Origin of the sequence: Wolbachia endosymbiont of Oryzaephilus surinamensis, from assembly GCF_025617515.1 — a bacterium.
GTDB lineage: Bacteria > Pseudomonadota > Alphaproteobacteria > Rickettsiales > Anaplasmataceae > Wolbachia.
In genome coordinates, this window is record NZ_CP092526.1 from 1389008 (window position 1) to 1402142 (window position 13135).

General features: G+C 34.0%; 12 protein-coding genes. 4 read left to right on the top strand and 8 right to left on the bottom strand.

Going from position 1 to position 13135, the window contains the following annotated elements; genetic code table 11:
• Positions 1 to 13 precede the first annotated feature (13 nt).
• Genes MJ631_RS06470 through MJ631_RS06480 form a run of 3 tightly spaced genes read right to left on the bottom strand, consistent with a single transcriptional unit; the run spans position 14 to position 5294 of the window.
• Complete coding sequence (locus MJ631_RS06470; RefSeq protein ID WP_007302029.1) at positions 14 to 2590, bottom strand: TrbL/VirB6 family protein; 2577 nt, start codon at positions 2588 to 2590, stop codon at positions 14 to 16.
• Positions 2583 to 4988: a VirB4 family type IV secretion/conjugal transfer ATPase gene (locus MJ631_RS06475; RefSeq protein WP_007302030.1), complete on the bottom strand. Its 2406-nt coding sequence runs from the start codon at positions 4986 to 4988 to the stop codon at positions 2583 to 2585. The genes MJ631_RS06470 and MJ631_RS06475 overlap by 8 nt, the downstream gene beginning before the upstream one ends.
• A 9-nt stretch (positions 4989 to 4997) precedes the next feature.
• Complete coding sequence (locus MJ631_RS06480) at positions 4998 to 5294, bottom strand: type IV secretion system protein VirB3 (protein ID WP_006015054.1); 297 nt, start codon at positions 5292 to 5294, stop codon at positions 4998 to 5000.
• Positions 5295 to 5358: 64 nt separating this feature from the next.
• Here MJ631_RS06480 and MJ631_RS06485 point away from each other — a divergent pair, with 64 nt between their 5' ends.
• Complete coding sequence (locus MJ631_RS06485; RefSeq protein WP_262986285.1) at positions 5359 to 6957, top strand: lysine--tRNA ligase; 1599 nt, start codon at positions 5359 to 5361, stop codon at positions 6955 to 6957.
• A gap of 567 nt (positions 6958 to 7524) precedes the next feature.
• On the opposite strand, the gene MJ631_RS06490 is transcribed toward MJ631_RS06485, so the two are convergent.
• From MJ631_RS06490 to MJ631_RS06505, 4 genes are all read right to left on the bottom strand, one after another.
• The gene (locus MJ631_RS06490; protein WP_214303235.1) at positions 7525 to 8250 is read right to left on the bottom strand and encodes an ankyrin repeat domain-containing protein; all 726 of its coding nucleotides are present in this window, start codon (positions 8248 to 8250) and stop codon (positions 7525 to 7527) included.
• Between the two features lie 176 nt (positions 8251 to 8426).
• The gene (locus tag MJ631_RS06495; RefSeq protein ID WP_007302033.1) at positions 8427 to 9005 is read right to left on the bottom strand and encodes an RlmE family RNA methyltransferase; all 579 of its coding nucleotides are present in this window, start codon (positions 9003 to 9005) and stop codon (positions 8427 to 8429) included.
• A gap of 75 nt (positions 9006 to 9080) precedes the next feature.
• Complete coding sequence (locus tag MJ631_RS06500; protein ID WP_007302034.1) at positions 9081 to 9596, bottom strand: PopZ family protein; 516 nt, start codon at positions 9594 to 9596, stop codon at positions 9081 to 9083.
• Between the two features lie 10 nt (positions 9597 to 9606).
• Positions 9607 to 10857 carry a TolC family protein gene (locus MJ631_RS06505; RefSeq protein ID WP_019236672.1) on the bottom strand — a complete coding sequence of 417 codons (1251 nt, stop codon included), beginning with the start codon at positions 10855 to 10857 and terminating at the stop codon, positions 9607 to 9609.
• Between the two features lie 116 nt (positions 10858 to 10973).
• On the opposite strand from MJ631_RS06505, the gene rplM reads away from it, so the two are divergent.
• From rplM to MJ631_RS06520, 3 genes are all read left to right on the top strand, one after another.
• Positions 10974 to 11432, top strand: coding sequence for a 50S ribosomal protein L13 (rplM, locus tag MJ631_RS06510; RefSeq protein WP_006014941.1), 459 nt, complete (start codon positions 10974 to 10976; stop codon positions 11430 to 11432).
• A 47-nt stretch (positions 11433 to 11479) separates the two neighbouring features.
• Complete coding sequence (gene rpsI / locus MJ631_RS06515) at positions 11480 to 11881, top strand: 30S ribosomal protein S9 (protein WP_052264863.1); 402 nt, start codon at positions 11480 to 11482, stop codon at positions 11879 to 11881.
• Positions 11882 to 12026: 145 nt separating this feature from the next.
• The gene (locus MJ631_RS06520) at positions 12027 to 12329 is read left to right on the top strand and encodes an HU family DNA-binding protein (RefSeq protein ID WP_019236673.1); all 303 of its coding nucleotides are present in this window, start codon (positions 12027 to 12029) and stop codon (positions 12327 to 12329) included.
• 1 nt (position 12330) lies between these two features.
• Here the strand turns inward: MJ631_RS06520 and MJ631_RS06525 are convergent, their stop codons facing one another.
• On the bottom strand, positions 12331 to 13038 hold the full coding sequence (locus MJ631_RS06525; protein WP_019236674.1) for a pyridoxine 5'-phosphate synthase: 708 nt from the start codon (positions 13036 to 13038) through the stop codon (positions 12331 to 12333).
• Positions 13039 to 13135 lie beyond the last annotated feature (97 nt).

Sequence of the window (13135 nt, forward strand, 5' to 3'; positions counted from 1 at the left end):
TACTCACCTGCGCTCACTCTCCACCTGATTTTATAGATTCACTAGAGGAAGATCCCGATCCCTTATTATCATCTCCACCTCCTCCAATAGCCCCTCTTGCCTTATTTACAGCCGCAGCAGCAACTTGACCAGCACCTCCAGCAGCAGCTTTGGCAGCAGATAAAGCTTTATTCACCATTTGTGCAGGAGTGCTACCTGAACCAAGTGCTGCTCTGTGATTACCAGCAAGCTCAGCAGCCATGCCGGGAAGAACGTTTAAAAAGTGGTAAAAGAGGAATAATACTAAACACAATTTTAATAATTCTCCGATTAGAGAGCTGCCAAACTCCATGTATCTAAAGTCGAATAGACCAAGTATGCTGCTCTTTTTAAAGCTATAATTTTGCATCATACATGCGAGAGTAGTTTCATTTTTATCACATTCCCCATCTTTCAATTTAAACCACTGTTTTTTCTTACTATATGAGATTTCTGCTTGTTTCTTTTCATATGACTTGTCTGGTTGTTCATTTTTATATGACTCGTCCAGTTTAAAATTTAAATTTTTAAAATAGATTTTATCACATGCTATGAACATAAAAGATAGAAATGCAAAGAGGATAACTGGGTATAAACTGTAGGTAATTAACTCTTTTAGCCAACCATCAAAATATCCTTTAGTATGTTGAAACAAAACCATAGGAATGAATAAAGGCGATAAGATGATAATTACACTAAGCGCAACTAAAGATAAGATAAATACATAGCACATCCATAAAATAACCATCATCATCAAAATGGCCATAAATATACAGACAAGAGCTACTAAAATTTGTCCACCAGCGAAAATAATACCAATCACCGAACCTGCAACTAACAAGACAGGAGCAGCGCCAAGCAAGACCGCTAACGTTGCAACACCTCCAGTACCAATTTTGCCACCAATTCCATCTAAAGGGGCACCTAAATAAAATAAAATTCTGCAATCAAGCCTATCCCAAGGTGCAAGATAACTGTAGGATACCTTCTGCCCTGCACGATCGTATTCATAATCTTTACCTGCCTCATAATTACATATATTTTTACTCTCAGATGAAGCTTTAAGCACTATTTCTGATAAGCCGTTCGAAAGTTTTGTTAATTCCCCGTAATAATGAGACATAGTGCTACCTGTCGTAAAGTAAATCACTAAAGCGAATTTAATGATCAACATGTACATTTCTTGCGGACTACGCACTCCACCAGACATAACTTTTATAGAGAACAATATCAAAGCTAAAATTAAGATAGCAGTAACAGTGTTCTTCAGTCTTTTTTGTGCTACAGACAAAAAACTACCCTTAGCATGTCCATTTTTGTCTGTAAGTAAGTTACCACTTGAATCAATACCTGCCACTAAATTATCTAACGACTCCTTAATACATTGCACTATCATAGAAGTTATAGGAATAGGAGATAATGACTTACTTCCCGCTTGATTGTAGCAAGCTTCAGAGACATACTGGCTAAAACAACTGGCATTATTATAACCTACAAAAATTTTTCCCTCTCCTTTCTTTTCCCTTATAATAGTTTTGTAATCTTTGTCCTTATTTTTAGAATCATTAAGATCTTCCTCATATTCACCTGTACCATCTTTATTTTTGAATATCATCACAGATTTTTCACACATAGGAGCAAGTGGGTCAGGTGGCAATTCTGTGCATCCCATATCAACCCCTTGCGGCCAAGGAGTCATTTTGATACCAAGCATTCTCACACTTGCCAGCTCCACACACAATCTGTCCATTTTTTTTACTGCCTTGAATGTTGACCCATGTATGGTTTCGCTTTGTCCTGCTTTAAGAACTTTACATTCCAGATCACCATCAACTTTTGGAGACCATGACCCACCTTCATATCCAGTGTCCTTCTCTCTAACATCAAAGTCTGCTTTTATTGATGTATCTAACCAAAACAATCTGCTAAATGTTAAAGGATTTCTATGGCATACTTCTATATATTCACTGTATTGCACACCGTTTTTTGGCCAGTAATAACCACCAGTATTTTGGTCAGGTATGGAGTTTAAAATGCCCTTCTCTATTTTTCTACCTACTTCTATTGATCCATTTGCCCCATCAAAACATTTAAAATATTCATCTTCCTTTTGATAATTCTTATTTGTGCAATCTGAATATTTTGAGTATTCTGATTTTGAGAATTCGAAATCTTTATACTTTCCATCATGATCACGTGCAACTGGGTGTTTAACAAAACTATGCTCACAAACAACAAGTCCTCCTATCGCCTTCCAAACCCCAACAATTGCAGCTATCATTCCAACGATAACAAGAGCAGTAAATAAACCAGCAGAAGAGACAATCAAAACAATACCAGTAAATATTGCACCAATAGCAATTGCTATCCCAGCAACTGCTGCAGCTGTTTCAAACGCCTTACAGTCAGGATTAGAAGCACGACTAAAGCTGCCAGTAGAATTAAATCTGCTAACAAATTCCGTTTTGTCAGTACCACTTACTGTATCTGCAAACACTGGATACGAGAGCAAAAAATCTATATTTAACAAAAATATCGCAACTAACAGTAATGACAGTTTAGTTTTAAACATTTTTCACCTTTTGATAAAACACAGGCAACCACATCTTTGGATCATCTCCGACTTCTTTCAGTATATCATATAACAATAGAACACTTTCCGCACGTCCAGATAACACGTTGACCACATCATCCAAATCTTTCAGATCTATTCTAGCTACTACAGCATTAACTCCCTGCTTTACTAAAAAGAATCTAGTACTTGGATCTGTGTGTTTGATCAGTATGTACTCACGTTCAGTTAACATAAAAACATCTCGATAGACACTAGTAGCTTTCAGATTTGGCAAAAAAATTTGTGTTGCTGTCTGCTGTACAAGCGTATCACTAATAGCACTTTTACTTGCATCTTCAACACTCTGAGTAGCAAAAACCACAAAAGCATTTAACTTTCTCAGCACTTTCAACCAGTCTTTTATCTTAGGTGCAAAAACTGGATTATCTATTAACGCCCATGCTTCATCAAGAACAATAATGGATGGAGTGCCATCAAGCGATATACTAATCCTATGAAACAAATAAATCAAGACCGGCCCAAGAGCAACAGGATCTTTTAGCAAGCTAGCCATTTCAAAGCCAAACACTCTTGCTTTTGAAAAATCTAGCAAATCTTCTTTATTGTCAAATATTGCAGAATGAGAGCCATCATCATGCCACATAGATATTGCTCCAGCTAGAGTATCAGGGCCCGCAAGTCCTAAAAATGGTACAAGATTTCTCAAAAATCTGTCTTCTTTTTTTAATTTAAAATTTCCCTCAATTGCATCATTAATTCTAGCAATATCTTCTGAAGTGAATTTATCGTTGTACACTAAAATTAAAGATTTTATCCATTCCATCAAAAATGTTTTATTATCAGGAGTATCGTCAAGTTGCAGAGGATTAAAATTTGTCTTAGTTCTTGGTTCTATTATAGTATAGATACCACCAAGTGCTCTTAAAAAAATTTCTGCACCGCGATCTTTATCAAAAAAGAATATTCTTGGAGAAAATTTCATTGCTTGAGCACATAAAAAATTCATTAAAACAGTTTTGCCAGCACCTGTTGGCCCAATTATCATAGTATGTCCAACATCCCTTATATGAAAGTTGAAGAAAAATGGAGTGCCAGATGTTGTATCAAAAACTGTAACAGCATCTCCCCAGTGGTTATTGAATTTTTTACCAGTAGGATAATTATGTTGAGATGCAAAACCGGCCAAATTAAGACTACTTATTGTACCTTTTCTTACTATATAATCAAAATTACCAGGAATTTGCGCCCAAAATGCTGGTTCTAAATTAACCCTCTCACGAACAGGATAAACACCACAATTAGAAAGCTCCGATTCAACCAATGATAAAGCATTGTCCAATGATTTAGGGCTTTTTTCTATACATAAGATAGTTAAATGGTGTTCACCAAACGCAATTTTACCACTCATTGCATCATCAAGCGCATGAGAAATTTCTGCTATTTGAGAAATAGCTTTATCTGCAGATTGTATCATACGATTTTGCTGTATCTGCATTTTCGCAATTGCCATTTGCCTATTTGTAAATTGAAAAGACTGCGTGATAATAAATTCATAAGGAAGTTGTAAAAAAGAATCAAGCATTCCTGCGGAAGTATTATTTCCATATTCTTTGATACTAACTATTCCAGCATATTTACTTTCATTATGAGTCACAACCTGTATCATCTTATGGCCAAAAAATAACCTATGAACTGGTAAGTATCTTGATATTTCAGTTTTTAGTGGAAAAAGCGTATTTGTAACAAAGCCACAATTTACAACTCTAGACAGAAACTCCATTATTTCACAAAACAGTCCGTTTGGAGTTTCTTTTACTCCAAGGACTTTAGGCGAATAATTCCTAAGGCTTGTTACTATACGATTTGTCGTTTCCTCTAAATCTTCATAGGTATCACGCATATCACTTTCCCAAGCATGTTTTGAAGTTACATGCCCAAATTTTTTCAGTAGATGTGATAAAAATTCTACTCCCTTTGTATCTGCCCTACGAATAATCGTAATGTATAAATCATTAATAAAAGATTGCCTAGTTGCGTGTTTTTCTCTCCATTTTAGATTTACATGGTTAGCAAAAAAATTTGGTAAACTCTGATTTGCAAATTCATCAGAAAAAATATTTTTCTTACGTCTGATGGTATGAAAGTACAAACTAAATGCTGGAGATGAAATGCTTCTTAGCATCTGATTTCTGATATTATTTTGTATCACCAAGTCTTCATCATCGGCCGTTTCAAACGCAAAGCCATTTAATTTTATAAATTTAACTAACCAATTCTGCTTTGTTATCAAGGTTGTACTATTCCAATAGCAAGAATAAGGTATAAATTCGGCAGCGTGAACCTCTCTACTTAGAATAGATTTATTCTTTGATTGAATAGCTCTAAATCTCAACATTGCATAACATCAAGTAATGTCATAAGAATTGGCTCCATGATAAAACCGATTTAAACATTTGGAACATTTTCCCAACTTTACCATAAATAACTCAATAAACAACGGTTCCTTTGCAGAAGCTATATAGCCAAGTCCATGTATACCTGGTAACATCAGGAGAATTACTCTAAGATCATTTGTATTAATGAAAATTAGCATGCAAATTAGAACGTTTAATATTGCAAACATATAACTCACACCAAAGAGCATTGCAGGTCTTGTAAGACCTTTAAATAATTGATTCGTTTGTATGCTGCCAGTAGACATATCTTTAACCTTCTAATAAGAGCTCTAACACTAATACTACATCATTAATTAAAAATCTATTGAAATGAATAGCACTTTAGGTAAGATAATTAATTTAAATTCAATGATTATAAGCTGGCCATTTCAAGAAGCAGAAAAAATACTACAAGAATTCCCTAATAAAAAAGAGATAATATTTGAGACTGGTTATGGTCCCTCGGGTTTACCACATATTGGTACTTTTGGGGAAGTTTTTCGTACCACAGTTATTGCAAACGCTCTAAAAAAAATAGCTCCTAGTATAAAAACCAAAATCATTGCAGTTTCCGACGATATGGATGGTTTGCGAAAAATACCAGATAATGTACCAAATCAGGAAATGCTAAGAGAGAATCTGAACAAGCCATTAACCATGATACCTGACCCATTTGGCACTCATGAGAGTTATGGTCATCACATGAATTCGTTGTTGTGTAAATTTCTTGATTTGTTTGGATTTGAATACGAATTTAGGAGTGCAACAGAGTGTTATAAATCTGGCGTTTACGATGAAAAACTTTTACTCCTGCTGAAAAATTATGATAAAGTGATGGACGTAATGCTTCCATCATTTCGGGAAGAAAGGCAGCAAACCTATAGTCCATTCTTGCCGATATGCCCAAAAACTTCCCAAGTTTTACAAGTTCCAGTAATTGAAACAAATACAGATAAAGGAACAATCACGTATGAAGACCCAAACGGGGAAAAAATAGAAGTTCCAGTGACAAAAGGAAAATGTAAACTGCAATGGAAACCTGATTGGGGGATGAGGTGGGCTGCATTTGGAGTCAATTATGAAGCTCATGGAAAAGATTTAACACCATCTGCTGTGCTTTCAAGTCAAATATGTAAAATACTTGGAGAAAAGCCACCGCTTCTGTTTTGCTATGAGTTATTTCTTGATAAAGAAGGAAAGAAGATATCAAAATCAAAAGGAAATGGTATTTCGATCGAGGAGTGGCTAACTTACGCGCCAACAGAGAGTTTAGCGTTATATATTTTTCAGAGCCCTAAAAAAGCTAAACGTTTATATTTTGATGTGATACCAAAATCAACTGATGAATATTTAGAGTTTGCTAAGCGTTATAATGAAAGTAAAGAAAAGGATGTAAATAGCCCTGTATGGCACATCCACCAGGGTAAAGTTCCAAACGTAGAAACTTCAGGCATAAATTTTTCTTTACTTTTAAACCTGGCAGCAGCTTGTAATGCTGAAAATAAAGAGATTCTTTGGGGTTTTATATCAACTTATGCACCAAACGTTACACCAGAAAGCAACAAAATGCTAGATAGGCTTTCAGATTTTGCAGTTAGGTATTATTATGACTTTATCAAGCCAATAAAAGCATATAAAACCTCAAACGAAAAAGAGAAAGAAGCGTTGCTAGATTTAAAGAATAACCTACATTCCTTGCCTATTACCGCCACTGCTGAAGAGATTCAATCTCAGGTCTTTTCCATTGGAAAAAAGCACAATTACAGCAACTTACGTGATTGGTTTCAGTTGCTGTATGAAACGCTGCTTGGCCAAAAAACTGGTCCAAGAATGGGATCTTTTATAAAGCTTTATGGGATAGATAATACAATCTCTCTTATAGAAAGTGCTACTGAACGTACACTTGAGAGTTTACCTTCTTTCATTTGAGCCCTCTAGTTTTATTACTTGACAAACCTTCCCACTTTCCTTATTATACTAATAAAGGTATTTATCCTTGTTTTTGGGCTCAACGACAAAATTCAGGTGTTTATTGGCAAATTACATAAAATTATAGCAGCTTTTTTTATTTTTTCTACATTCAGCCAAATCGCGCTTGTTAGCACATTATCAATTTACATTATTAAAACTCGCTATACGGGGATTCTTTTGTCTTTTTTTATTTAGTAAATTTCTTAATATTTGTAGCTAAAGTAATTTTAGAGAGCCAGCGCGTGACCAACCTGGTCAGTTTTCTGAATCCCAGTACTGGGATGACAAGAAGAGAGCTGACTTGAATGACACCAAATGGACACTGAGACAGAGGCTACTTGAATAATATTTCACCATGTCATTCCAGCACTTGATGCTGGAATCCAGAAGTTTTTTTGAGCACAAAAGTTATGCTAAGTTTTTCTTGGTAAGAAACCAGTGTCAGCTACTTGAATGAAACTATTTTGGATGAAAATCAGTGTCAGCTACTTGAAAAGGAAGAAGAGACTTCTTCCTTCTACTTAACTACACTGTTACACTTGACTTTGAAGAAATTTCTGATTGTAAATCAACTTCATTTAGCTTATGACCAGGACTTGACTTTGCTTTTGCAATAGCGTCCTTTAACTCATCACAAGGCTTATACACTTCATACGTAATACCACCAGCAACAAGTCCTGTGAGTACAGCAGCAGCCACAGCTATCCCAGCCATAGCACCTACTGATAATGACACACCAAAAAAATATGCATAAGTAACTACTATAGCAGCTATACAAGATGCAATAATAAATATATGAGCACCCAAGTCTACTGCTTTCCCAATTGCTTTTTTAGTAAATATTTCTGCCAAATTTTTGTTACAACGAACTTTTACTAAAGGATCAGCACCGGCTTCTAATAGAGCTCTTACTATCTTGTGATGACCTTTATCAAAAGCTATATACAAAGGAGTTTTTCCAGATCCATCTTGAAAATTAACATTTATACCTTTTACTTCTAATAGAGCTTTTACTACATTTTCTTGATTATATAGACATGCTACATTTAATAATGTTAATCCTTTTTTGTCATAATAATCATAAACACTAAATTTATAATTTATATCAAAACTTTCGTTCTTCCATTCTTCATAAGTAGATGGGTCTCTTTTTTCTATTCGCTCTTTTATTTTTTCAACTATGTTATTACCATTCAAATCATTTTCACGATTTACTATACTTAATATCTTTTTCAACAATGCTAAATACATATAAAATTCTCCTATAATAATAATAATATACTTTAATTATCATATACTTAAGCAATAAAGTCAAGAGTTTAATTAATTATCATAAATATTTAAACAAGAAAAAGGGGCTTTTGTGCGAGCGTTATTAATCTTCAGTTTAATAGGATAAGATTCGTCAACATTTCTGTAAGTACCTGCTATACAGAATAGTTGCCACCAATAAAGCCTAAACTTACTAAATACATTTCTGTAGATTCAGATCTACTTGACTTTGGTTTGAAGTATCTTACTGTTTTAAACATTTTTTTTAGCTCATTGCAGAAATCTTTATCAGACTCTCCTTGAAAAATTTTTACTACAAATTTGCCATCATGATTCAAAAAATGCTTTGCAAAATTGAGCGCTGCTTCGCATAAAAGCATAATTCTGATATGATCTAACGATTTTAAACCGCAAGATTCTGGTGCCATATCAGATAAAATTACATCAAATTTGTGATCCTTGAATTTTTCTCTTAAAATTTCAAGTTCGCTGATAATATCACACTGTATACACTCTACTCCACTAATTGCGTTTATTGGTTTTATGTCAACAGCAATCACACTCGCTCCTTTCTTAGATGCAACTTGTGACCATCCACCAGGAAAAGCGCCAAGATCAATAATTTTTTGCCCTTGTTGGAGTAGTTTAAATTTATCGTCTATTTCTATTAACTTATATGCCGAGCGCGATCTATAACCGTCCTTATTGGTTTTTTGCACATACTGATCATTCAAATGGCGATGTAGCCATCTTGTTGAAGATAACTTTCTACCTCTAGCTGTTTTTACTCTGGTCTTTATACTAATAACCTACTTATTATTGATTATATCTTTGAGCTCTTTTTCAACTACTTCTTTTACCAATGCATGTAGATACTTATTCAGCCACTCTGAAAGCTGAGGTTTTAAAAGAGATACAACTAATTCTTCAACAGTAAGATCCGCTCTTTTTTGTTGTTTATGCCGTAGTTCGCTTTGCATCTTTTCAAGCAATGTTTTAATTTCCTCCATATTTTCTTTTAAAACTAAATGCTCGTTACTTTGTTCTTGATAGCTCACTTTGTTATTACTCATTTGGATATTATCATACAAATTTTTCTCTTCTGAGTTGTAACTATTAAATTGGTTATTCATTTTCTCACTTTGGCAATTATTCTCTTCTTCACTATTTTCTTTTTCTTCGATGTCTTCTGGATACTCCTCTTCAAGGCATAATACGTCATCATCTTCATCTATTATTTCTGCTCTATCACCACTTGGATTTTTACCCGATATAGCTTTTTTTATATCTTCTAGTATATCTTTTACAGATTGATTATCGCTCATACCATTAAATTTAAAGGTTTATACTATTTATCATAAAAAGCAAGTTGTAAACACTAATTACATAATTGCTTTTTGCCTGAATTAGATCGGAACGTGCTTTAAATAGTTCATCTTCAGTATCCAAAAGATCAATTGTGCTCTTTAAATTTAAGTTTACTTCTTGCGCAACTCCTTCCAATGCTAAAGCTGCTGCTTTTTCTGCTTCTTGACTTGCTTTAATAATAGCTTTTGCTGTCAGCACGTTATTCCAAGCATTTATAACTGCTTGTTCTATATTTTTTACTGCTTCGTAATAATCGTAAGTGGATTGTTTTGCATCCATTTTAGCTCTACTAACACCAAAAACATTAACTCCTCTTTTAAAGATCGGAATATCAAGAGTAAAGACAACATTCACATTTTCTAGTAACGTGTCCAATTTTATATTGTCCTTTCCAAAATTTTTACTTGCGCTTAGATTCAAAGAAGGAAGCCACTTGGAAGTTTCAGCGATCACTTCCATTCCGGCTGCTCTTTTTTGATAAACTGCTGCTTTTAGGGACAAGTTATTAGTTTTTGCTAATTGTAAACATTCATTTAATTCTGGTATAGAAGGTAGTTTACCATTAGTCTCGTGAAGATTATCAGCATCTTCACCAATTAAATGATAGTAAGCAATATTAGCGAGCTTTAATTCACCTTCAGCATCAACTCTTTTGGATATAGAAGATGAAAATTTTGCTTTTGCGAACAAAACCTCAGCATTAGTAACTTCTCCAAGAGAAAAGCGTTTTTTCATAGCTGACAAATGTTCTAAAGAAACACGTTCTTTATGTTCTCTCAGTTTTAATATTTCTGCCTTTTGTAAAACATTAACATATGCTTTCACAGCGCTGAGTGCAACTTCTTGCTTTGACTGCTGAAATCTAATTTTTGCTGCTTTAAGAAGATGACTTGATCGGCTAAATGTAGCAAAAGTGCCCCCACCGTCTATTATTCTTTGGCTTAATGTTAGACGCTTTCCAGAGTTTTGTCGATCGTTAATAATATTAAAATTACTATCGAAATTATATTGTAAATTAATGTCAGGTAAAAATCCAGCCAATCCAGAAGATTTCAGCTGTTTTTCAGCACTCTTATATTGGTAAAACTGAGACTTTATTTTTGAGCTGTTTTTGATAGCTTTGCTTATGGCTTCTTCCAAATCGATTGCATAGCAACCTATAGTACCAAAAGCAATTATAAGTATAATAATCAATCGAAACATTTTGCTTTCTAGCATGTTGTTTAAGTTATTAGCATAAATTACTTTAATAATCAATAACTAATGTTGTAACTAATGTTGTTGACACTATCAAGCAACTCAGTGTATCATAATCTACTGTTATGTATTGATATATGAAAACTTTTTTCTTAAAAGAGAAACAAGTCGATAAAAAATGGCTTGTTATAGATGCAGAAGGATTAGTAGTAGGAAGGCTTGCAGCGTTTGTAGCAGCGCTATTGCGTGGAAAGCATAAGCCTGAATACACACCTCATATGGATTGTGGAGATAATGTAATTATTGTTAATGCAGAAAAGGTACATTTTACCGGAAAGAAACTTAAAGATAAAATCTACTATAGGCATACAGGTTATTCTGGTGGTTTAAAGAAAACTACTCCAGATAATATTTTAAATGGCAAATTCCCTGAGCGTGTGATAAAAATGGCAGTAAAAAGAATGCTTGATGATGGTCCTATGGCACGTAGACGGTTTGAAAATTTGTATGTTTATTCTGGTTCAGAACATAAGCATCAAGGACAGCAACCTGAAAAAATAGATTTTGCCTCTTTAAATCGTAAAAATAAGAAATAATGGAGTAAAAAGTGAAAATAAATAATAATGATCAGCCAAAAAAGGCAATGATTGACTCACTTGGTCGTTCATATGCCACAGGTCGAAGGAAAGAATCTGTAGCAAGAGTATGGATAAAGCCAGGAAGTGGAAAATTTAGTGTTAATAAAAAAGATGATTTAATTTCTTATTTTAAAAGAGAATCAGTGTGTCAAATGATTAAAGCGCCATTCATAGTAACTTCTATGTTAGATAGGTATGATGTGTTTGCAACTGTAAAAGGTGGAGGACTATCTGGCCAAGCAGGTGCCTTAGCTCATGGAATAAGCAGAGCTTTAAGTAGTATAAGTCAAGATCTACACTCTATATTACGTAAGGGTGGATTCCTAACTAGAGATTCACGTGTTGTTGAGCGTAAGAAATATGGTCAACATAAAGCTCGGAAAAAATGTCAGTTTTCTAAGAGATAATTGTTTCATAATGGTATTTTTTTGTAAATATTATACAAGTTCTTACAAGGTTTTATGACATTTTCTCTTTTTATGACGAATTTAGTTGACTATTGGCATTAGCATAATATGCTGTTTATGTAATTTTTCAATATTAAGGTAATTTATGAGTAAAGAAGATATAGTAAACCAACTGAGTCAAGAGTGCTCTAGTCAAGGTATAGATATAACAAAAGCTAGTTTGGGTAAGCTTCATGATATTTTTATGGAAACAATCAAGAACGATCTAAATCGTAAAGGTGAAATACGTTTGCATGGAATAGGGACATTCTCTACTGCTATAAGTAAGGAAAGACAATGCCGTAATCCTCAAAATGGTGAGATTATGACCGTTCCTGAAAAGAAAAGAGTAAGGTTTAAAGCAAGTCAAGCTCTTTCAAGTACTTTAAATACCAAAGAGAAAGTATAAGCTACTTAGATATTGTCATTTTCATCTTTTTAGTTACACTATGTAAGCCATGAAATATAGCCTCGCTGATTAAAGAATGGCCTATATTAAGAGCTGAGATGTGAGGTATTTCTTTTATTCTTTTAGCATGTTTATAATTTATGCCATGCCCTGCGTGGCATTCTACTCCTAGCTTATTAATGTATTCTGCAGAGTTAGTAATAAGTTTTAATTTTTCTTCTGATGGATTATCACAGTAATCCCCTGTGTGAATTTCTATTATGTCAGGCTTTCTTTCTAGCTTCTCAAGATATTTTAGTTGATTAATATTTGGATCGATAAACAGTGAGACTTTTATGTCAAAGCTATGCATTTCCTCTATTATACCAGAAAGTTTACTGTGCATATTCACGATATTCAGGCCACCTTCGGTTGTTAATTCTTCTCTTTTTTCTGGTACTATACAAATCGAATAGGGTTTTACTTCTTTTGCTATTTTGAGCATTTCTTCCGTAGCTGCAATTTCAAGGTTCAACTCAGTGCTAATGTTTTGTTTTAGATTGAATACATCCTCATCTCTGATATGCCTTCTGTCTTCTCGTAAGTGTACGGTGATAAAATCTGCTCCAGCATCAATAGCTATTTTTGCTGCTTTTAATGGATCTGGATAAGAAGCTCCACGTGCGTTGCGAAGGGTTGCAACGTGATCAATATTAACGCCCAATTTCACAATTTACCTCAAAAATTATTTATAAATTATACATATTATTAGATCTTATGCATGTCATTGTTTAATGCCATAGCTGAAAGACGGAGCTAGCAGTTAT

Bases quoted from the DNA above. Each gene is read 5' to 3' on its own strand.
- MJ631_RS06500 (WP_007302034.1), bottom strand. From the start codon at position 9,596: ATGAGCGATAATCAATCTGTAAAAGATATACTAGAAGATATAAAAAAA.
- rplM (WP_006014941.1), top strand. From the start codon at position 10,974: ATGAAAACTTTTTTCTTAAAAGAGAAACAAGTCGATAAAAAATGGCTT.
- MJ631_RS06485 (WP_262986285.1), top strand. From the start codon at position 5,359: ATGAATAGCACTTTAGGTAAGATAATTAATTTAAATTCAATGATTATA.
- rpsI (WP_052264863.1), top strand. From the start codon at position 11,480: ATGATTGACTCACTTGGTCGTTCATATGCCACAGGTCGAAGGAAAGAA.
- MJ631_RS06505 (WP_019236672.1), bottom strand. From the start codon at position 10,857: ATGCTAGAAAGCAAAATGTTTCGATTGATTATTATACTTATAATTGCT.
- MJ631_RS06470 (WP_007302029.1), bottom strand. From the start codon at position 2,590: ATGTTTAAAACTAAACTGTCATTACTGTTAGTTGCGATATTTTTGTTA.
- MJ631_RS06480 (WP_006015054.1), bottom strand. From the start codon at position 5,294: ATGTCTACTGGCAGCATACAAACGAATCAATTATTTAAAGGTCTTACA.
- MJ631_RS06475 (WP_007302030.1), bottom strand. From the start codon at position 4,988: ATGTTGAGATTTAGAGCTATTCAATCAAAGAATAAATCTATTCTAAGT.
- MJ631_RS06490 (WP_214303235.1), bottom strand. From the start codon at position 8,250: ATGTATTTAGCATTGTTGAAAAAGATATTAAGTATAGTAAATCGTGAA.
- MJ631_RS06520 (WP_019236673.1), top strand. From the start codon at position 12,027: ATGAGTAAAGAAGATATAGTAAACCAACTGAGTCAAGAGTGCTCTAGT.